The organism is Streptomyces panaciradicis, assembly GCF_023516615.1.
GTDB classification, from domain to species: Bacteria; Actinomycetota; Actinomycetes; order Streptomycetales; family Streptomycetaceae; genus Streptomyces; species Streptomyces panaciradicis.
Window position 1 is genome coordinate 1 of sequence record NZ_JAMGBF010000135.1, and the last position, 20,120, is coordinate 20,120.

Genomic DNA, 20,120 nt, shown 5'->3' on the forward strand with positions numbered 1-20,120 from the left:
GATGTCCTCCGGGAGGGAGGTCGTGGGCGCCGCGACGATGCCGCCCGTCGGCGCGTACGTAAGAGCCTTCAGCGTGATGAGGGAGCGGACCACCGCCTCGCGGTACGGGCCGTGGTACGTGCAGTGCTCGACCCACTCCCGCCAGAAGTCCTCCGTGGCCTGCAGCGACTGTTCCGGCTCGGGGAGCGCCGGAGGCTGCTTGTGCGAGGGCTCCCAGGAGATCGTGAACGCGATCCGGTCGCCCGGGGCGACGGTGAAGTCCGAGTACGTGGTCAGCGACTTGCCGTAGGTCTCGCACTCGGTGTCGTACCAGACGGAGTCCGGGCCGGCCACGGCGACCGTGCGGCCGTCGTGCTTGTGCACCCACGGCACGACCCGGCCGTAGGAGAAGCGCATGCGCAGGGCCGAGCGCATGGGCACGCGGCCCGAGACGCCCTCGACGATGCGGATCAGCTGGGGGGCGCCGTCACGCGGGGGCATGAAATCCGTCACGCGGACCGTGCCGCGCGGGGTGTCCCACTCGGATTCCAGGATCAGCGAGTCGCCGCGGTAGCTCCGCCGGGCCGCGGTGGGGGGCTCGGCGTCGGAGGCGTGGGCGGGGCCCAGGCGCCAGAAACCGTGTTCCTCGGTGCCCAGCAGGCCGGCGAAGATGGCATGCGAGTCGAAGCGGGGCAGGCACAGCCAGTCCACCGTGCCGTCCCGGCAGACCAAGGCGGCGGTCTGCATGTCTCCGATGAGTGCGTAGTCTTCGATGCGCCCGGCCACGTGCAACTCCAGTCGAACGGCCACGTCACCCCCAGCAGGGGGCTGTCGCTATTGCGGTCAAGGGGTCGTTGTAATGCGTCGTTGAGCGGTGAAGCAAAGCAGTCGTGCCTGCCGTGTGGCAAAACGACGATTGATGCTCAACGATCTGACGAGCTCTCGTTGTTCCGGTGATTACAGGCGGGGGTGGTGCCGTGTACCCGGCCGGGCTCGGCAGCGAGTGTCCGAGCAGGATACGACGCACGTAGATGATCTGTGTGCCGCTCCGGGCAACCCGCGTCGGCCGAACGGGTGAGCAACGAGGGGGAAACAGTCGGAAGCGTGTACGTCCGTGGCGACCCGTGCGCGGAGCGTGGCCGGAAGCCATCGCCTGCCTTCGCTGATACCCTGGTAGCCCGTGGACCGGTGGGCGAGAGAACCCCGGAACCGCACCACAGACCGCGACCACGGGAGCCCCCTCTTGGCCATGCCGCCCGCTGCTTTCCGAAACAGCAAAGCTTCGACGACCAAGCACATCTTCGTCACCGGGGGTGTCGCCTCCTCGCTCGGCAAGGGCCTCACCGCCTCCAGCCTGGGCATGCTGCTCAAGGCCCGGGGCCTGCGCGTGGTCATGCAGAAGCTCGACCCGTACCTGAACGTGGACCCCGGCACGATGAACCCCTTCCAGCACGGTGAGGTGTTCGTCACCAACGACGGCGCCGAGACCGACCTGGACATCGGCCACTACGAGCGCTTCCTCGACCGCGACCTGGACGGCTCGGCCAACGTCACCACCGGCCAGGTGTACTCCACCGTGATCGCCAAGGAGCGGCGCGGCGAGTACCTCGGCGACACCGTGCAGGTCATCCCGCACATCACCAACGAGATCAAGCACCGCATCCGCCGCATGGCGACGGACGAGGTCGACGTCGTGATCACCGAGGTCGGCGGCACGGTCGGCGACATCGAGTCGCTGCCGTTCCTGGAGACCGTCCGCCAGGTGCGGCACGAGGTCGGCCGTGACAACGTCTTCGTCGTCCACATCTCCCTCCTGCCCTACATCGGCCCGTCGGGAGAGCTGAAGACGAAGCCGACCCAGCACTCGGTTGCGGCCCTGCGCAACATCGGTATCCAGCCGGACGCCATCGTGCTGCGCTGCGACCGCGAGGTGCCCACGGCGATCAAGCGCAAGATCTCGTTGATGTGCGACGTCGACGAGGCGGCGGTGGTCGCCTGCCCCGACGCGCGCTCCATCTACGACATCCCGAAGACCGTGCACGGCGAGGGCCTGGACGCCTATGTCGTCCGCAAGCTGGACCTGCCGTTCCGCGACGTGGACTGGACGACCTGGGACGACCTGCTCGACCGCGTCCACAACCCCGACCACGAGATCACCCTGGCCCTGGTCGGCAAGTACATCGACCTGCCCGACGCCTACCTGTCGGTCACCGAGGCGCTGCGCGCCGGCGGCTTCGCCAACCGGGCCCGCGTCAAGATCAAGTGGGTCACCTCCGACGACTGCAAGACCCCGGCCGGCGCCAAGGCGCAGCTGGAGGACGTCGACGGCATCTGCATCCCCGGCGGCTTCGGCGACCGCGGTGTGCTCGGCAAGGTCGGCGCGATCAAGTACGCCCGCGAGAACCGGATCCCGCTGCTCGGCCTCTGCCTGGGCCTGCAGTGCATCGTGATCGAGGCCGCGCGCCACCTGGCCGACATCCCGGACGCCAACTCCACCGAGTTCGACCCGGCCACCGGCCACCCGGTCATCTCCACCATGGCCGAGCAGATGGACATCGTCGCCGGCGAGGGCGACATGGGCGGAACGATGCGCCTGGGCATGTACCCTGCCAAGCTGGCCGAGGGCTCCATCGTGCGCGAGGTGTACGACGGCAAGGAGTACGTCGAGGAGCGGCACCGCCACCGCTACGAGGTCAACAACGCCTACCGCGCGGAGCTGGAGAAGAAGGCGGGCATCCTGTTCTCCGGCACCTCGCCGGACGGCAAGCTCGTCGAGTACGTGGAGTACCCCCGCGACGTGCACCCCTACCTGGTCGCCACCCAGGCGCACCCCGAGCTCCGCTCCCGCCCCACCCGGCCGCACCCGCTGTTCGCGGGTCTGGTCAAGGCGGCCGTCGAGCGCCGGCGGGCCGGGGCCGCTCAGGAGATTTCCGACTGACACAAGAGTTGTACGGTGGCCGGGGCGCGCCCATTCAAAAGGTGCGCGTCCCGGCCGCTTCTTTTTGCACACGGGGAAGGACAGGGCATGACCATCAAGGACACCGCCGAGGAGTGGGAGATCCGGGCGACGGAGACCCCGTTCACGGGCAACAAGACCTCCGTCCGCACGGACGAGGTGGTCATGCCCGACGGCACGGTCGTCCGCCGCGACTACCAGGTCCACCCCGGCTCGGTGGCCGTGCTCGCCCTCGACGACGAGGGGCGCGTCCTGGTCATCCGCCAGTACCGCCACCCCGTGCGGCAGAAGCTGTGGGAGATCCCGGCCGGTCTGCTCGACGTGCCCGGCGAGAACCCGCTGCACGCCGCCCAGCGCGAGCTGTACGAGGAGGCCCACGTCAAGGCCGAGGACTGGCGGGTGCTGACCGACGTCTACACCACGCCCGGCGGCTGCGACGAGGCCGTGCGCATCTTCCTGGCCCGCGATCTGTCCGAGGCGGAGGGCGAGCGCTTCGCGGTCGAGCACGAGGAGATCGACCTGGAGTACGAGCGCGTGCCGGTCGACGAGCTGGTGCGGGGCGTCCTCGCGGGCGAACTGCACAACAACTGCCTCGTCGTGGGCGTCCTGTCGCTGGTCGCCGCGCAGCACGGCGAGGGGCTGGACGCGCTGCGTCCCGCTGAGGCGGCGTGGCCCGCGCGTCCGTTCGAGGCCTGAAGCCACTCGGGCCCTCAGATACGTCACCGGTGTGACCATCTGCTGATCCGATCGGGGGACCTGCCCGCCGCGCTCCACCTGGACCGTTGCAGAGCGTGAACTAGGCTCTGTTACCGCCCGGACCGGAGTCCCGGCGGGCTCTTGCGTGTGGTGGGACGGGAGTGTGCCCGTGACGGATCAGGCGGTGGACCCAGGCGGCGTACGGCTGTCGGAGCGCGGTGCTGCGGAGCGTCAGTTCCTCGGCCGTACAAGGGAGTTGAAGGAACTGCGCGCCGACATCGAGCGCGCGGGCCTGGACACCCTGTCCGGAAAGAAACCTCCCCGCGCGCGCGTGCTGCTCATCGCGGGCCGCCCCGGCTCCGGACGCACGGCCCTCGCCGAGGAACTCGTACGGCAGGTCGCGGACCGTTACGACGACGGGGTGCTGCGAGCGCGGCTCAGCGAGCCCGACGGCACCCCCGTCCCCACCGAGCGCACCGCACGCGAACTGCTGGCCGCGCTGGACCGGCCGACCCCGGCCGGAGCGGGCGCCGACGAGCTGTCCGAGGCGCTGCGCACGGCCCTCGCCGACCGCCGCACCCTGATCCTGCTCGACGACGCGGCCGACGCCGAACAGGTCGACGCCCTGCTCCCGGACAGCCCGGACAGCCTGGTCGTCGCCGTCTCCGACGGCCCCCTCACCGGCATCTCCGACGTCCGCCCCTGCACCCTCGGCGGCCTCGACACCAAGTCCGCCATCGAGCTGCTGAGCGCGTACACCGGCTCCGTGCGCATCACCGTCGACCCGCGGGCCGCGGAGGGCCTGGTCGAGGAGTGCCAGGGCCAGCCGACCGCGCTGGAGCTGGCGGGCGGCTGGCTCGCCGCACGCCCCAAGGCCGCCGTCTCCGACCTCGCCAAGCAACTGCGGGCCGACGGCCAGGAAGGCACCCCGCTCGGCCGTGTCTTCCGGCTCTCCTACGCCTCGCTGCCCTCCACCGCCGCCCGGATACTGCGACTGCTCTCCCTCGCCCCGGGCGGTCTGATCGACCCGCACACCGCGTCCGCGCTGGCCGGCTGCTCGGTGGGCGGCGCCCGCACCACACTGGACGACTTCGTCGCCCTCGGCCTGCTGCGCTCCCTGGAGTCGCCGCTGCCGCAGTACGAGGTCCCGGGCTGTCTGCACCCCCTGCTCAAGACCCTCGCCGAGACCCAGGAACGCCCCGCCGAGCTCCAGCTCGCGCGCGCCCGGATGCTGGAGCGGACGGTGCGGCTGCTGCAGTCGTGCCGGGCGATCACGGAGACCGACAGCGCCGAGGCCCGGGAGAAGCTCCAGGGCATGCCCCGCTCCCTGCGCTTCCCGCACCCGCGGGCCGCCGAGGAGTGGCTGAGCCTGCGCCGCCCGGCCCTGCTGGCCGCCGCCCGGGCCGCGGTGGCCGACGGGGAGCTGGACACCCTGGCCCGCCGCCTGATGTCCCAGCTGGTCAGGACGATGGTGGCGCACTTCGGCATGCAGGCCGCCGCGCCGGACCTGTACGGCGTCCACGGGCTGGTGCTGGACGTCGCCGAGCGCCGCAAGCTGCCCCGCGAGGCGGCGGCGGCCCTGCTGAACCTGGGGGACCTGGACGCGCAGACGGGGCGCACGGCGGACGCCCTGGTGCGCTATCGGGCCGCCCTGGACGCCGGACGCGAGGCGAACGACCCGTACGCGACCGGTCGCGCGATGGAATCCGTAGGGGGCGCGCACCTGGAGCTCGGGGACTACGACCGGGCCGCCGACTGGTTCGGCCGCGCCCTCGCCCAGCGCCTGGCCCGGGACGAGCGCGCCGAGGCCGCCCGGCTGTACGGCCGTATCGCCGCCGCGCACACCTACGCGGGCCGCTACGGCGAGGCGCTGCGCAACTGGCGGTCGGCGGCCGCCGGACACCGCAAGAACGGCGATGTGGCCGCCCACGCACGGGCGTTGAGCGAGATCGCCCGGGTGCAGGAGTACGCCGGACGCCCGGAGGAGTCGCTGCGCACCTGCCACGAGGCGCTGGACCTCGCGCGCCGCGCCGACGACGTACGGCTGCAGGCGGCGCTCCAGCTGAGGCTCGCCGACACGATGGAACACCTCGGCGATCCCGCGGCCGCCCGGCTGCACCGGGGTGCCGCCGAGCGGCTGCTCGGCGAGGAGCCCGGCCTCCCGGAAGAGATCGATGAAACGAAACAAGCCGCTGACACCTGCGAAATCCGCAGTACACCCGCTGAAGATTGATGCAATGAAAGGCTAGACAGCGGGAACACCTTCATTAGACTGGCTCTGCCGCACCTTCTCCTGCGGTGTCTCCCGGTGTGCTCATGCATGCCTGGGTATGTGTTGTATTGCCCCACATCCACTGAGCCAAGGACCGTGATCGACGTGAAGGTCGGCATCCCCCGCGAGGTCAAGAACAACGAGTTCCGGGTGGCCATCACCCCGTCCGGCGTGCACGAGCTGGTGCGCCACGGCCACCAGGTCGTCATCGAGCAGGGCGCCGGTGCCGGCTCGTCGATCCCGGACGAGGAGTACGTCGCCGCGGGCGCCCAGATCCTCGGCACCGCCGACGAGGTGTGGGCCACCGCGGACCTGCTGCTGAAGGTCAAGGAGCCCATCGCGGAGGAGTACCACCGCCTCCGCAAGGACCAGACGCTCTTCACCTACCTGCACCTGGCCGCCTCCAAGGAGTGCACCGACGCGCTCATCGAGTCCGGCACCACCGCGATCGCCTACGAGACCGTCGAGCTGCCCTCCCGCGCGCTGCCGCTGCTCGCCCCGATGTCCGAGGTCGCGGGCCGGCTCGCCCCGCAGGTCGGCGCCTACCACCTGATGCGCTCGGTCGGCGGCCGCGGTGTGCTGCCCGGTGGCGTCCCCGGCACCCAGCCCGCGCGGGCCGTCGTCATCGGCGGCGGCGTCTCCGGCTGGAACGCCACGCAGATCGCCGTCGGCATGGGCTTCCACGTCACCCTGCTCGACCGCGACATCAACAAGCTCCGCGAGGCCGACAAGATCTTCGGCACCAAGGTGCGCGCGATCATGTCCAACTCCCTCGAGCTGGAGAAGGCCGTCCTCGACGCCGACCTCGTCATCGGCGCCGTCCTCATCCCGGGCGCCAAGGCCCCCAAGCTCGTCACCAACGAGCTCGTGGCGCGGATGAAGCCGGGAAGTGTCCTTGTCGACATCGCGATCGACCAGGGCGGCTGCTTCGAGGACTCCCACCCGACCACGCACGCCGAGCCGACCTTCCAGGTGCACGACTCGGTCTTCTACTGCGTCGCCAACATGCCCGGCGCGGTGCCCAACACCTCCACGTACGCGCTGACCAACGCCACGCTGCCGTACATCGTCGAGCTGGCGAACCGCGGCTGGGTGGAGGCGCTGCGCCGCGACCCCGCGCTCGCCAAGGGCCTCAACACCCATGACGGCAAGGTCGTTTACCGCGAGGTCGCGGAGGCGCACGGCCTGGAGCACGTGGAGCTCGAGACGCTCCTCGGCTGAGTCCCCCCGAGGGCCGTCGGGTCACCGGAGAGCTAAGTCACCTTTTCGTAAAGGCGATACGTCAACAAGACGCGTCAACCCTGCGCACACGGCCGGACCTTGCCCCACAAGGTCCGGCCGGATGTGTGTATGGTCACTTCGCGACTCTCGGTCAACTCACCTCGAACGTAACTCTTCGGTCCATTCGCACACCGGTGAAACCTGCCGTGCGACGGCCGTACGCCCTTGACAGTGGGATGTTTCATTGTCGACACATCGAGCCGGGTCCGGCGGATTGTGTTGCTGCGAACACCCGACACGCCATAGAGTCGCCAACCGTCGGCATGGTGCCACGCTGACCTGTCTAGAAGTTTCCTGGTCACCAAGGAGGTAAGACGACTTGTGAATGAGTCGACATTTTCTCCCGGGGGTGGTCAACCAGGAATGCCTGTACGGGGCCAGGGCCCCACGGGGTTCGAGGCTGTCGGCTCCGTTGCTGTGCGCACCTTCGCAGCCCACCAGAGCCCCGGCCCGCAGCTTGCCGGGACTGCACACCAGAGCATGGATGGCCATCACGTGAACGCCATGGCCGGCGACGGAAGTGGCGCGCCCCACAACCACTTCGCCGACTACGACGAACTGCCCGACGGGCACTTCTACGACCCGGACGCCGAGTACGAGCCCGATCCCGAGTACGCGGCCACGCTCGCGCCCGACGCTGCCCGGCAGCGCCGTGAGCGCGTCGGCCCGACCGGGCGCCCGCTGCCGTACTTCCCGATCCCGGGGCCGCTGACCGACCACGGCCCCGCGAAGATCATCGCGATGTGCAACCAGAAGGGCGGCGTGGGCAAGACGACGTCGACCATCAACCTGGGTGCCGCGCTCGCGGAGTACGGACGCCGCGTGCTGCTCGTGGACTTCGACCCGCAGGGCGCGCTGTCGGTGGGTCTCGGCGTCAACCCGATGGAGCTCGACCTCACCGTCTACAACCTGCTCATGGAGCGGGGCATGGCGGCCGACGAGGTGCTCCTGAAGACCGCGGTCCCGAACATGGACCTGCTCCCGAGCAACATCGACCTGTCGGCGGCCGAGGTCCAGCTGGTCTCCGAGGTCGCGCGCGAGTCGACGCTGCAGCGTGCGCTGAAGCCGCTCATGGCCGACTACGACTACATCGTGATCGACTGTCAGCCCTCGCTGGGTCTGCTCACGGTGAACGCGCTGACGGCCGCGCACAAGGTGATAGTGCCTCTGGAGTGCGAGTTCTTCGCGCTGCGTGGTGTCGCGCTGCTGACGGAGACCATCGAGAAGGTCCAGGAGCGGCTCAACCCCGAGCTGGAGCTCGACGGGATCCTCGCCACGATGTACGACTCGCGCACCGTGCACAGCCGTGAGGTGCTCGCGCGTGTCGTCGAGGCGTTCGACGACCACGTCTACCACACGGTCATCGGGCGCACGGTCCGCTTCCCGGAGACCACGGTCGCCGGTGAGCCGATCACCACGTACGCCTCCAACTCCGTCGGCGCCGCCGCCTACCGCCAGCTCGCCAGGGAGGTGCTCGCCCGGTGTCACGCCGAGTGAGTCTGCCGGGGGCCGACGAACTCTTCCGTACGACAGGGGGAATGGCGCTCCAGCCGTCCACGCCGCGGCGTGGGGCCAACGGCGAGGCACGGGTGCCCGCGCCCGCCGGCGAGAGCGATCCGGCGGCGGTGACGTCCGAGGACGCGCCGCAGTCGGTGCCCGCGCAGGGCGGTGACGGCGAGGGCGCCGAGCACTTGGCGGCGGAGTCGGAGCAGCCGATCGACGCGGGCGAGTCCCGCAGCCGCCCCACGCGGCGGCAGACGGCGCAGGAAGGTTCTGCCACGCCGGCGGCGGCCGCACAGTCCCGCAAGCGCGGACGGGCGGCCAACCGGCGCCCCAGCGGCCGGGAGCGGCACGACGAGAAGATCACCGTGTACGTCTCCGCCGAGGAGCTCATGGACCTGGAGCACGCCCGTCTCGTCCTGCGCGGCGAGCACGGGCTGGCGGTCGACCGCGGGCGGATCGTCCGCGAGGCGGTCGCCGTGGTGCTGGCCGATCTGGAGTCCCGAGGGGACGCGAGCATTCTGGTACGCCGGCTGCGCGGGCGGTAGGCGGTAGCCTGCGGGGGCCATGACCTCGAACGACGTTCCCAGCCCCGGCGCAGGCGCCGGCCGTCGGCGTGCGCTGGGGCGGGGACCGGGGGCGGCGCCCGCCACGGGGGCGCCGGCCGCTGTGGAGCCTGTCGGCGGGGAGTCTGCCGGCGGGGAACCGGCCGTGACGGAACCGTCGAGCGAGGCATCGGCCCTCACGGAGCCACCCGTCGTCACGGAGCCGCCTGCCGCCGTACCGACCGCCGTCGAGCCGGTGGTCGTCGAGCCGGCCCCGGAGCCGTCGCCCGGGCTGGAGCCCGAGCCCGAGCCAGCGCCCAAGCCGGGACAGGAGCCGGGACCTGAGCCAGAGCCGGCGTCCTGGCCGGAACCCGAGCCCAAGCCTGCGTCGAAGCCCGAGCCGGAGTCCGAGCCGTCGTCGTGGCCGGAACCCGAGCCGGGGTCCGAATCTGGGCCGGAGCGGGCGGCCGAGGTCGTTTCCGGGGCGCCCCGCGCCTCCGCCGAGCCCGCCGTGGCCGCTCAGGCCGCTGAGGCCCAGGAGCCCGGTGACGGTGTCTTCAAGGTGCGGCTCTCCAACTTCGAGGGTCCCTTCGACCTGCTGCTCCAGCTGATCTCCAAGCACAAGCTGGACGTCACCGAGGTCGCGCTGTCCAAGGTCACCGACGAGTTCATGGCGCACATCCGGGCCATGGGGCCGGACTGGGACCTGGACCAGACGACCGAGTTCCTGGTCGTCGCCGCCACCCTGCTCGACCTCAAGGCCGCCCGGCTGCTGCCGTCCGCCGAGGTGGAGGACGAGGGCGACCTGGCGCTGCTGGAGGCGCGGGACCTGCTGTTCGCGCGGCTGCTGCAGTACCGGGCGTACAAGCAGATCGCCGACATCTTCAGCGCCCGGCTGGACGACGAGGCCCGGCGCTACCCCCGTACCGTCGGCCTCGAACCGCAGCACGCCGAGCTGCTGCCCGAGGTCGTCATCAGCATCGGAGCGGAAGGTTTCGCCAGACTCGCGGTCAAGGCGATGCAGCCGAGGCCCAAGCCGCAGGTGTACGTCGACCACATCCACGCGCCGCTGGTCAGCGTGCAGGAGCAGGCCGGGATCGTGGTGGCGCGGCTGCGGGAGCTCGGCGAGGCCAGCTTCCGGACCCTGGTCGAGGACACCGACGACACACTGACGGTCGTGGCGCGCTTCCTGGCGCTGCTGGAGCTGTACCGGGAGAAGGCCGTGGCCCTGGAGCAGGAGGCGGCCCTGGGGGAGCTGCTGGTGCGCTGGACCGGCGGCGAGGGGGAGGACCGGCCGATGGTGACCGACGAGTTCGACCGACCGCCCGAGCCGGCCAAGGAGGACAAGGCGTGAGCGAGGACACCACCGAACGCGCGGCCGGGCCGCGCTCCGTCGCCGACCTCGACCTCAAGCCCGCCCTGGAGGCCGTCCTGATGGTCGTGGACGAGCCCGCGACGGAGGAGCACCTGGCGAAGATCCTGGAGCGGCCCAGGCGGCAGATCGCTAGCGCCCTGCGGGAGCTGGCCGACGACTACACCGTGCAGGGCCGCGGCTTCGAGCTGCGGTTCGTCGCGGGCGGCTGGCGCTTCTACACCCGTCCCGAGTACGCGGCGGCCGTCGAGCGCCTCGTCCTGGACGGCCAGACGGCACGCCTGACGCAGGCGGCCCTGGAGACCCTGGCCGTCGTCGCCTACCGTCAGCCGGTGAGCCGCAGCCGGGTCTCGGCCGTACGCGGGGTCAACTGCGACGGGGTCATGCGCACCCTGTTGCAGCGGGGTCTGGTCGAGGAGGCGGGCACGGAACCCGAAACAGGTGCGATCCTGTACAGGACGACGAACTATTTCCTGGAGCGGATGGGCCTGCGTGGTCTGGACGAGCTCCCGGAGCTCGCGCCCTTCCTCCCGGAGGCGGAGGCGATCGAGGCCGAGACCCAGGAAGGCGTGCCGTCGTTCGATCCGGACGCTCCGGATTCCGACGCAGACGACAAGACGGAACTTTGATGCGAAGCAGCAGCGGCAGGAACAGCAGCGGAAACAACGGCGGGAGCCGTGGTGGCAACAGCGGCGGCCGCGGCGGGAGCAGCGGTGGCCGCGGTAACCACCGCGGCGCCGGCAACTCCCGTGACGACAAGCAGGGGGCCGGCCGGCCGAAGAAGCCGCGCCCGGAGGAGCGGCGCTACGACGTCGGTCCCGGCGCCACCCATGACGGGCCGAAGTCGGGTCGCGGCCCCGCGGCCCGCGGCGGCGCCAAGGGCGGCCCCAAGCAGGGACAGCAGCGCGGCGGCCGCACGGCTCCGGCGCGGTCCCGTGAGTACGAGGCGCGGACCGAGGAGCGCAACCGGGATCGGTACGCGGGCAAGAAGGACGTCAAGCTGCCCAAGACCTTCCCGGGCGCCGAGCAGGAGGGCGAGCGGCTGCAGAAGGTCCTCGCGCGCGCGGGCTACGGCTCCCGGCGGGCCTGCGAGGAGCTCATCGAGCAGGCGCGGGTCGAGGTCAACGGCGAGATCGTCCTGGAGCAGGGCAAGCGCGTCGACCCCGAGAAGGACGAGGTCAAGGTCGACGGCCTGACGGTCGCGACGCAGTCGTACCAGTTCTTCTCGCTGAACAAGCCCGCCGGTGTCGTCTCCACGATGGAGGACCCGGAGGGCCGGCAGTGCCTCGGGGACTACGTCACCAACCGGGAGACCCGGCTGTTCCACGTGGGCCGGCTCGACACCGAGACCGAGGGCGTCATCCTGCTCACCAACCACGGCGAGCTGGCGCACCGGCTGACCCACCCCAAGTACGGCGTGAAGAAGACCTATCTCGCCGCCATCGTCGGCCCGATCCCGCGCGACCTGGGCAAGAAGCTCAAGGACGGCATCCAGCTGGAGGACGGCTACGCGCGCGCGGACCACTTCCGGGTCGTGGAGCAGACCGGCAAGAACTACCTGGTCGAGGTGACCCTCCACGAGGGCCGCAAGCACATCGTGCGCCGCATGCTCGCCGAGGCCGGCTTCCCGGTCGAGAAGCTGGTGCGCACCTCCTTCGGGCCGATCACCCTGGGCGACCAGAAGTCGGGCTGGCTGCGCCGGCTGTCGAACACCGAGGTCGGCATGCTGATGAAGGAAGTCGATCTCTGATCCCGCCCGCGGGGCTTCGGCCGGCTCGGACGTGTCCGGGCCGGCCGATTCGTCTGTGTGCCTCCGCCGGCCGGTCCGGGCCCCGGCCCTGCAACGCGTCCCTCAGGGGCGCGGGGAACTGTGCGACAAGCCACGACGAACCCGCAGCCGCCCTCGCACGGCAGCCCCACGGCGGGGCGGCCGGTCAGCCGCCGTCCGGCCTCGCCCGGTCCGTGCCGTCGAGAAGGCGCCGCATCAGCTCGGCGGCCCGGACGGCCGCGGCGCCGCAGCAGTTGTTGAACAGGACGTGGAGCCGGTCGACTCGGGTGGCGAGGTCGCGTAACCGCGGCAGCCACTCGGTGAGTTCGGCCTCGTCGTAGTCGTGCCGGAAGCGGTCCTCCTTGCTGCCCGACCCCCAGGCGGGACTGCGCCCGTGGAACCGGACGACCGACAGCCGGGGCGAGGTCACCGGGGTGACCGGCGCGATGGACGACGGCAGCGTCCGGTTCATGTCGACGGCCACCGCCGCCATGCCGTACCGGCCGAGCAGGGCACAGGTCGCCTCCGCCCACTCGGGGCGCCACCAGTCGGGATGCCGGAACTCCACGGCGAGCGGCCAGCCCGCGGTCCGCTCGGCGCACTCCTTGAGGAACTGCCCCGCCCGCCGCCCGGGCCGGAACCACGGAGGCAGCTGGAACAGCACGCTGCCCAGCCGCCCGGCCTGCCGCAGCGGCTCGATCCCCTCGGTGAAACGCGCCCACACCTCGTCGAGCACCTTCGGGTCGTGCGGTCTGGCCGGAATGCCGTCCGGCAGGGCCGCGTCGCGGGTCGGGTGCCCGGTGAGCAGCGAGAAGGCCTTCACGTCGAACACGAAGCCGTCCGGGGTCCGTTCGGCCCACAGCCGGCTGTTGCGGGCGCTCGGCAGCCCGTAGTACGTCGAGTCGACCTCGACGACCGGGAACCGCTCGGCGTAGTACCGCAGCCGCCCCTCCGGGTCCTTGCGTCCCGCCGGATACCAGCCGCTGCCCACCAGCGCGCGGTCCGTCCACGAACACGTGCCCACCAGGATCTCGCCCATGGCGTGCCGGTTACCCCGGGAGGGCTTGTGAAAGCACGGGCCCCGTGTTTATAGTCCAAGTGACCATTAAGGGGGTGGGGGCATGGAGTACGACAAGTACGCCTACGAACCCTTCGCCGTCACCGTCGACCTCGCCGTCCTGACCGTCCGCGACGGCGCCCTGCACGTCCTGCTCGTCGAGCGCGGACAGGACCCGTACGCCGGCCACTGGGCGCTGCCCGGCGGTTTCGTCGAGCCGGACGAGTCCGCCGAGACGGCCGCCCGGCGTGAACTCGCCGAGGAGACGGGCCTGTCGGACGTCACGGGACTGCACCTGGAGCAGCTGCGCACCTACAGCGAGCCCGACCGCGACCCCCGGATGCGGGTCGTGTCCGTCGCGTTCACGGCGCTGCTGCCCGACGCGCCGGAGCCGCACGGCGGCAGTGACGCGGCGGACGCCCGATGGGTGGAGTGCGACACGGCACTGCCGGTCGCCTTCGACCACGACCGCATCCTCGCCGACGCCCGCGACCGCGTCGGCGCCCAGCTCGAGTACACCTGCCTCGCCACCGCCTTCTGCCCGCCCGAGTTCACCCTCGGCGAGCTCCGGCAGGTCTACGAGACGGTCTGGGGCACCGAACTCGACCGGCCCAACTTCCGCCGCAAGGTGCTCGCCACGCCCGGCTTCGTCGAACCCGTCCCGGGCGCCGCGCGCCTGACCGGAGGGCGCGGCAAACCCGCCGCCCTCTACCGCGCGGGACCGGCCACCAGCCTTGTTCCGCCCCTCCTCCGACCGTCCCGGGAAGGACGCCCCGCATGACCGCACCCCTCGTCGACAAGCGCGCCGCCACCGGGGCGCTGACCGGGCTCGCCCTCGGGGACGCGCTCGGTTTCCCCACCGAGTTCAACGACGTCCCGGCGATCCTCGCCAAGTGCGGGCCGTGGCGGCAGATGCCGCTGCCGAAGCCCGCGATCGTCACCGACGACACCCAGATGACCCTGGCGCTCGGCCGGGCGCTGCGGACGGCCATGGACCGCGGGGTTCTCGCGCCCAAGCTGCTGGAGCGGCCGCTGCGCGAGGAGTTCGTGGACTGGTACCGGTCGCCGGAGAACAACCGGGCGCCCGGCAACACCTGCCTGCGGGCCTGCGAGCTGCTCACGGACGACAACCGCGCCTGGCAGGACGCCAGCCAGATCGGATCGAAGGGCTGCGGCGCCAACATGCGCGTCGCGCCGATCGGGCTCGTGCCCAACCTGAGCGACGAACAGCGCGCCGGGGCCGCCCAGTTGCAGTCGGCGCTCACCCACGGGCACCCCACGGCGCTCGCCGCCTCCGACCTCACCGCCCGGGCCGTGCGCCTGCTCGCCCAGGGCGCCGAGCCCACCGGACTCGTCGGACAGCTGCGGTCGTACGCCCTGGAGAACCGCGGCCGCTACCACGAGCGCTGGCTCGGTGACCTGTGGAAGCGCAGCCAGGACCCGAGCCCCGAGCACTTCATCGCGCGCGGCTGGGACGAGTGCCTGGAGATCCTCGGCCGCCTCCGGGACGCCGTGCGCACGGTCTCGCCCGAGACCGACCCGTGCCTGGCCACCGGCGCCGGCTGGATCGCCGAAGAGGCCCTCGCCACCGGCCTGTTGTGCTTCCTGATGTTCGTCGACGAGCCCGTCGCCGCGATCCGGCGGGCCGCCTGCACCTCCGGCGACTCGGACTCCATCGCCTGCCTCACCGGCGCCTTCGCCGGCGCGTACCTGGGCTCCGACGCCTGGCCGACGGAGTGGGTGGACCGCATCGAGTACCGGGGCGACCTGATGACCCTGGGCGCCCTCTGGGACGCTTGAGCGGTGATCGACACCCTGGACATCGACCTGACGCCGGTGGTGGCCGAGCAGCCCGACCCCGTGCTGTTCGCCACCGTCTCCGGTGCGCACCTGTACGGCTTCCCCTCCCGCGACTCGGACGTGGACCTGCGCGGCGTGCACCTGCTGCCCACGGCCGCCCTGCTGGGGCTGCGGGAGCCGGCACAGACCCGGTCGCGGATGTGGGACCGGGACGGCGTCGAGATGGACCTCGTCACCCACGACCTGCGCAAGTTCGTCCGGCTGATGCTCAAGCGCAACGGCTATGTGCTGGAGCAGCTGCTGTCGCCGCTGGTCGTGCACACCACCGACGCGCACCGGGAGCTGGCCGCGCTCGCGCCGGGCGTGCTCACCGGCCATCACGCCCACCACTACCGGGGATTCGCGAACACGCAGTGGCGGCTGTTCGAGAAGACGGGTGAACTCAAGCCGCTCCTCTACACGTTCCGGGTACTGCTGACCGGCGTGCACCTGATGCGCAGCGGCGAGGTGCAGGCCCATCTGCCCACCCTGCTCGGCGAGGTGGACGCCCCCGCCTACCTGCCGGAGCTGATCGAGGCGAAGGCGCGGCAGGAGCACGCGGAGGCCGATGTCGACCACGCGCGCGTGCGGGCCGACGTGGAGCGGCTGCACGCCGTCCTGGACGAGGCCCAGCAGGCCTCGTCGCTACCCGACGCCCCGACCGTGTACGACGCCCTGCACGACTTCGTCGTACGGGTCCGGCTGGAGGGCTGAGGCACGGCGGACGCGGACGAGGAAGTCCTCCACCCGCCGCCGGTCCGGCTCCTCGGGCAGCGGGCTGCGGTGGGCCTCCTCCTCCGCCTCGTCCGCCAGGCGGCCCATCCACGCCTCCACCTCGGGCCAGGGGACCTCGCCACGCTTGACGGCCAGCAGGGGCTCGCGCAGCTCGCCGACGTCGATCGTGAGGACGCCCGTGCGCAGCAGGTCGCGGGAGCTCGTCAGCAGGCGCAGCAGATGCATGGCGTGCTTCCAGCGCGGGGCGCCGTGGACGCGGACGTCCGCCTCCAGCTTCTTGCGCTGGCCGAGCGCGTAGCGGGCGAACGTGTCGTGGGCCCGGCGGGAGAGGAACGCCCCGCGCAGGGCGAGGAGTTCACGGCCGGTGTCGTCGGCGTACTCGACGAGCGGGGAGTGCAGGCACTCCAGGATGTTGGGGTTGGCGCGCAGCGCGAGCTCGCAGAAGCGCTCCAGCTCCCAGCCGAACTGCTCCTCCCCGGGCCCCTCGACGTGGGTCGGCGGCTTCTCGAAGCGCCAGAACAGGGGAGTGGGGGCGAGGAACACGCCCCGGCGGTCGGTGTCGCTGCCGTCCGTCGCCAGACCGAAGGCGCGCGAACCCATCACGCAGGCGTAGATCGTGTGGTCGCGGACCAGGGTCTCGGGAAGCATGGACGGGAGCGTACGCGGCGCCTCACGCCAGCCGGATCGAATTTCCCTTCACCTCGATCTGCTCGGCGGGCAGCGGCTTGGGCGCGGGACCGCCGGCCACCGAGCCGTCGGCGATGCGGTACTTGCTGCCGTGGCAGGGGCAGTTGATGGTGCCGTCCGCCACCGAGCCCACCGTGCACCCCAGATGGGTGCAGATCGCCGAGAACGCCTTGAACTCGTCCTTCTTCGGCTGGGTGACCACGACCTTCTGCGCGTCGAAGATCTTCCCGCCGCCGACCGGGATGTCGGAGGTCTTCGCCAGCTCCTGGCCGGCGGAGGCCTTGGCCGACGACGACCCGGAGCCGTTGCCGTCGCCGTACGTGCTGCAGCCCGCGGCGAGCGCCGCCGCGCCCGTCGCCAGGATCACCGTGCGCCGAGTCGAGCGGTGGGTCATGTCGTCACTCCGAACGTGCGGAAGAACCAGAAGGCGGACGTCAGCCAGATGAGGGTGAGGGCGGTGAGGACCAGGCCGCCGACCAGCGGCAGGAGCGCGGCGGGCAGCCGCTCCGAGCGCAGCAGCAGCATCTTGGCACTGAAGGCACCGAAGAAGAAGCAACCCAGGGCGGAGTGCCACATCACGCGTGTCGAGTACGTCTGGTAGCCCAGCGCGTAGAGGCAGTGCACGGCGACCGGGACCGCCACCAGGAACGCGATCCGGCCCGACCAGCGGTGCAGCGTCGCCGACCAACGCGGCCCCGGCAGCCGGCCGTAGACCATGAGGGCGCTGACCAGCTGGACGAGCGCGAAGAAGAACGCGGTCGAGGCCAGCCAGGACTTCACCGCGCCCGTGCTGCTGAACCCGGCGAGGTTGAAGGCGATGCCGCTCGGGTCGTGGGTCCTGCCGTACACCCCGAGGGCGACCGCCACCGCGCCCGCGACCAGGGCCGGGACGAGATAGCGGGCCGGGCCCGGGGCGCGGCGGGCCGGCTCCGGCGGAAAGCTCTGGGTGGCGGCGTTCGGGTCGACGGTCATGTCGGCTCCCTGGGCAGGAGGGGCGGGGATCAGGGCGTGACGGGCCGGGCCGTGAGGCGCTGTCCGTCGACCGTCACCGCGCCGGTCTCCGGATCGATGGCGGGCGCGGCCGCGGGCTTCCCGTCGCGGGTGACGATGCCGACCTGCCGGCCGCCCGGCAGGACGATCCAGCCGCCGACGATCCTGGCGCCGGCCACCTGGCTGTTCGCCCGGTAGATCCCGGACGGCTTCTTCGCCCGGTCGAGGGTGAAGGCGTAGTGCCCGCCGCCGACGTCGGCCGTGCCGGTCAGCTTCCCGCCGCCCTTCAGGGTGCCGTTCAGCCGTGCGCCGTCCGCGCCGGTCAGCCGCATGACGCCGGCACCCTTCACGTCGCCCTTGAGCCACGACTCGATGTTGTGGCCGTCGCAGAAGTACGCGATCGCCTTGCCGCCGCGCAGCGAGACGGCGACGGCGGATGAGTCGTCGTCGGTACGGCCCGTGTAGACGCCCGCCGGCGCGGCGGACCGCTTCGGGGCCGGCGACGGGCTCGTCACGGCCGCCGACGGCGACGGCTTCGCGGACGGCGACTTCGCGGACGACGGCTTCTCGTACGTGGACGAGGCGCTCCTCGTGCCCGTCGTCGAGTCGAGCGTGAGGATGAAGACCGCGAGCAGCAGCCCCGCGAGCAAGGTCAGCAGTGGTCCAGGACGCTTCATGACGGGCCTCCCCCGAGGCGAGTTCCCTGTCATCAGAGCGGACCGGCGGGACGGCGTAAAGAGGCGCACGGGGTGTTCACCCCCGAAGTGGCAGAACAGAGACAATCGGGTGACATCGCCATGGATCGCCGGACCGTCTCAGCGGGCGGGCGGCGCGGACCCCCGGCACGCGGGCTGACTAGGCTGGAGGGTCGTAGAGCCGATACCCGAGCAAGGAGCAGCGCCGTGGCGGTACGAGCGGTCCGGGGAGCCGTCCAACTGGAACGGGACGAGGCCGGACACATGGACGAGCAGGTCGGCGCCCTGCTCACGGCCGTCCTGGAGCGCAACGGCCTGACCGCCGACGACCTGATCAGCATCTGGTTCACGGCCACGCCCGACCTGCACAGCGACTTCCCGGCCGCCGCGGCACGCAAGCTCGGCATCGTCGACGTCCCCCTGATCTGCGCCCAGGAACTCGACATCGCGGGCGCCATGCCCCGCGTCGTCCGCATCCTCGCGCACATCGAGACCGACAAGCCCCGCGACGAGGTCAACCACGTCTACCTCGGTGCCGCGGCCGCCCTGCGCAAGGACATCGCCCAGTGAGAACCGCACTCGTCATCGGCACCGGCCTCATCGGCACGTCCGCCGCGACCGCCCTGTCCCAGCGGGGCGTCGTCGTCCACCTCACCGACCACGACCCCGAGCAGGCCCGCACCGCCGCCGCGCTCGGCGCCGGCACCGACGAGGCCCCCGACGGACCGGTCGACCTCGCGATCGTCGCCGCCCCACCCGCGCACGTGGCGACGGTGCTCGCCGACGCCATGCGCCGGGGCGTGGCCCGCGGCTACATCGACGTGGCCAGCGTCAAGGGCGGCCCGCGCCGGGAGCTGGAGGCGCTGGGCCTGGACCTGGCGTCCTACATCGGCACGCACCCCATGTCCGGCCGCGAGAAGTCCGGCCCGCTCGCCGCCACCGGCGACCTCTTCGAGGGCCGCCCCTGGGTGCTCACACCGACCCGGGACACCGACACCGAGGTGCTCAACCTCGCCCTGGAACTGGTCTCGCACTGCCGTGCCGTGCCGGTGGTCATGGACGCCGACGCCCACGACCGGGCCGTGGCGCTCGTCTCGCACATGCCCCACCTGGTCTCCAGCATGGTCGCCGCGCGCCTGCAGAACGCCGAGGAGGCCGCCGTACGGCTGTGCGGGCAGGGCATCCGGGACGTGACCCGGATCGCCGCCTCCGACCCCGGCATGTGGATCGACATCCTCTCCGCCAACCCCGGGCCGGTCGCCGACCTCCTCTCGGACGTCGCCGCCGACCTGGACGAGACGGTGCGGGCGCTGCGTGCCCTGCAGTCCTCCGACGACGACAAGCGGCACGAGGGCACCTCCGGCATCGAGGACATCCTGCGGCGCGGGAACGCCGGACAGGTCCGGGTCCCCGGCAAGCACGGCTCGGCCCCGCGGGCCTACGAGGTCGTGGCGGTGCTCATCGACGACCAGCCCGGCCAGCTCGCCCGCATCTTCGCCGACGCCGGACGGGCCGGCGTCAACATCGAGGACGTACGCATCGAGCACGCGACCGGGCAGCAGGCCGGTCTGGTGCAGCTGATGGTGGAGCCCCAGGCGGCGCCCGTGCTCACCGCGGCGCTGCGGGAGCGGGGCTGGGCCATCCGGCAGTGATCCTCCCGATGATCCGCCTGTAAGAGGGGAGCCGGGAGGCCGGTAACCTTGTGCGGGGCGCGCTCGCGCCCGCACACCACCCGCCACACGCACCAG

20 protein-coding genes are annotated in these 20,120 nt (G+C 71.7%); 14 read left to right on the forward strand and 6 right to left on the reverse strand.

Annotation, left to right across the window (positions count from 1 at the left end; all coding sequences use genetic code 11):
- The coding region (locus M8J74_RS34360) for a glycoside hydrolase family 15 protein (RefSeq protein ID WP_249840189.1) at positions 1-789 on the reverse strand (789 nt) is incomplete at its 3' end.
- A 439-nt stretch (positions 790-1,228) separates the two neighbouring features.
- Here M8J74_RS34360 and pyrG point away from each other — a divergent pair.
- The 9 genes from pyrG to M8J74_RS34405 all read left to right on the forward strand — a co-directional run bounded on the left by pyrG (position 1,229) and on the right by M8J74_RS34405 (position 12,351).
- Positions 1,229-2,917, forward strand: a complete 1,689-nt coding sequence (pyrG, locus tag M8J74_RS34365) for a CTP synthase (protein WP_249840190.1) — start codon at positions 1,229-1,231, stop codon at positions 2,915-2,917.
- An 87-nt stretch (positions 2,918-3,004) separates the two neighbouring features.
- Positions 3,005-3,631, forward strand: a complete 627-nt coding sequence (locus M8J74_RS34370; RefSeq protein WP_249840191.1) for an NUDIX domain-containing protein — start codon at positions 3,005-3,007, stop codon at positions 3,629-3,631.
- A gap of 169 nt (positions 3,632-3,800) precedes the next feature.
- Positions 3,801-5,864: a tetratricopeptide repeat protein gene (locus M8J74_RS34375; protein WP_249840192.1), complete on the forward strand. Its 2,064-nt coding sequence runs from the start codon at positions 3,801-3,803 to the stop codon at positions 5,862-5,864.
- A 144-nt stretch (positions 5,865-6,008) separates the two neighbouring features.
- A complete protein-coding gene (gene ald / locus M8J74_RS34380) occupies positions 6,009-7,124 on the forward strand; it encodes an alanine dehydrogenase (protein WP_058928494.1) in 1,116 nt (371 codons plus the stop codon).
- Positions 7,125-7,547: 423 nt separating this feature from the next.
- The gene (locus M8J74_RS34385; RefSeq protein ID WP_249840193.1) at positions 7,548-8,681 is read left to right on the forward strand and encodes a ParA family protein; all 1,134 of its coding nucleotides are present in this window, start codon (positions 7,548-7,550) and stop codon (positions 8,679-8,681) included.
- Positions 8,666-9,232 (forward strand): hypothetical protein, encoded by a 567-nt coding sequence (locus M8J74_RS34390; RefSeq protein WP_249840194.1) that lies wholly within the window; start codon positions 8,666-8,668, stop codon positions 9,230-9,232. The genes M8J74_RS34385 and M8J74_RS34390 overlap by 16 nt, the downstream gene beginning before the upstream one ends.
- Before the next feature lie 289 nt (positions 9,233-9,521).
- A complete protein-coding gene (locus M8J74_RS34395) occupies positions 9,522-10,583 on the forward strand; it encodes a segregation and condensation protein A (protein ID WP_372500359.1) in 1,062 nt (353 codons plus the stop codon).
- Positions 10,580-11,230 carry an SMC-Scp complex subunit ScpB gene (gene scpB / locus M8J74_RS34400; RefSeq protein WP_058926200.1) on the forward strand — a complete coding sequence of 217 codons (651 nt, stop codon included), beginning with the start codon at positions 10,580-10,582 and terminating at the stop codon, positions 11,228-11,230. The genes M8J74_RS34395 and scpB overlap by 4 nt, the downstream gene beginning before the upstream one ends.
- Entirely contained in the window at positions 11,230-12,351 is a 1,122-nt protein-coding gene (locus M8J74_RS34405) for a pseudouridine synthase (protein WP_058926201.1), read from the forward strand. The genes scpB and M8J74_RS34405 overlap by 1 nt, the downstream gene beginning before the upstream one ends.
- Before the next feature lie 184 nt (positions 12,352-12,535).
- Here M8J74_RS34405 and M8J74_RS34410 read toward each other — a convergent pair whose 3' ends face one another.
- Positions 12,536-13,408, reverse strand: a complete 873-nt coding sequence (locus tag M8J74_RS34410; protein WP_249840196.1) for a DUF72 domain-containing protein — start codon at positions 13,406-13,408, stop codon at positions 12,536-12,538.
- An 82-nt stretch (positions 13,409-13,490) separates the two neighbouring features.
- On the opposite strand from M8J74_RS34410, the gene M8J74_RS34415 reads away from it, so the two are divergent.
- From M8J74_RS34415 to M8J74_RS34425, 3 genes are read left to right on the forward strand one after another with little or no spacing between them, the layout of a single operon-like run.
- Positions 13,491-14,207 (forward strand): NUDIX hydrolase, encoded by a 717-nt coding sequence (locus M8J74_RS34415; protein WP_249840197.1) that lies wholly within the window; start codon positions 13,491-13,493, stop codon positions 14,205-14,207.
- Positions 14,204-15,226, forward strand: a complete 1,023-nt coding sequence (locus M8J74_RS34420; protein WP_249840198.1) for an ADP-ribosylglycohydrolase family protein — start codon at positions 14,204-14,206, stop codon at positions 15,224-15,226. The genes M8J74_RS34415 and M8J74_RS34420 overlap by 4 nt, the downstream gene beginning before the upstream one ends.
- 3 nt (positions 15,227-15,229) lie before the next feature.
- The gene (locus M8J74_RS34425; RefSeq protein WP_249840199.1) at positions 15,230-15,979 is read left to right on the forward strand and encodes a nucleotidyltransferase domain-containing protein; all 750 of its coding nucleotides are present in this window, start codon (positions 15,230-15,232) and stop codon (positions 15,977-15,979) included.
- Here M8J74_RS34425 and M8J74_RS34430 read toward each other — a convergent pair.
- Genes M8J74_RS34430 through M8J74_RS34445 form a run of 4 tightly spaced genes read right to left on the reverse strand, consistent with a single transcriptional unit; the run spans position 15,911 to position 18,354 of the window.
- A complete protein-coding gene (locus M8J74_RS34430; RefSeq protein WP_249840200.1) occupies positions 15,911-16,648 on the reverse strand; it encodes a nucleotidyltransferase domain-containing protein in 738 nt (245 codons plus the stop codon). The two genes, M8J74_RS34425 and M8J74_RS34430, sit on opposite strands and share 69 nt — an antisense overlap.
- 22 nt (positions 16,649-16,670) lie before the next feature.
- Complete coding sequence (locus M8J74_RS34435) at positions 16,671-17,081, reverse strand: Rieske (2Fe-2S) protein (protein WP_058926207.1); 411 nt, start codon at positions 17,079-17,081, stop codon at positions 16,671-16,673.
- Positions 17,078-17,659: a DUF6529 family protein gene (locus M8J74_RS34440; RefSeq protein WP_249840201.1), complete on the reverse strand. Its 582-nt coding sequence runs from the start codon at positions 17,657-17,659 to the stop codon at positions 17,078-17,080. Before M8J74_RS34440 ends, M8J74_RS34435 begins: the two co-directional genes overlap by 4 nt.
- 29 nt (positions 17,660-17,688) lie before the next feature.
- The gene (locus M8J74_RS34445) at positions 17,689-18,354 is read right to left on the reverse strand and encodes a hypothetical protein (protein WP_249840202.1); all 666 of its coding nucleotides are present in this window, start codon (positions 18,352-18,354) and stop codon (positions 17,689-17,691) included.
- Between the two features lie 225 nt (positions 18,355-18,579).
- Between M8J74_RS34445 and aroH the strand changes: the two genes are divergently transcribed.
- Both aroH and M8J74_RS34455 read left to right on the forward strand, forming a co-directional pair.
- Positions 18,580-18,942 (forward strand): chorismate mutase, encoded by a 363-nt coding sequence (aroH, locus tag M8J74_RS34450; protein ID WP_058926210.1) that lies wholly within the window; start codon positions 18,580-18,582, stop codon positions 18,940-18,942.
- Positions 18,939-20,024 carry a prephenate dehydrogenase gene (locus tag M8J74_RS34455; RefSeq protein WP_249840203.1) on the forward strand — a complete coding sequence of 362 codons (1,086 nt, stop codon included), beginning with the start codon at positions 18,939-18,941 and terminating at the stop codon, positions 20,022-20,024. Before aroH ends, M8J74_RS34455 begins: the two co-directional genes overlap by 4 nt.
- The last annotated feature ends 96 nt before the right edge of the window (positions 20,025-20,120 follow it).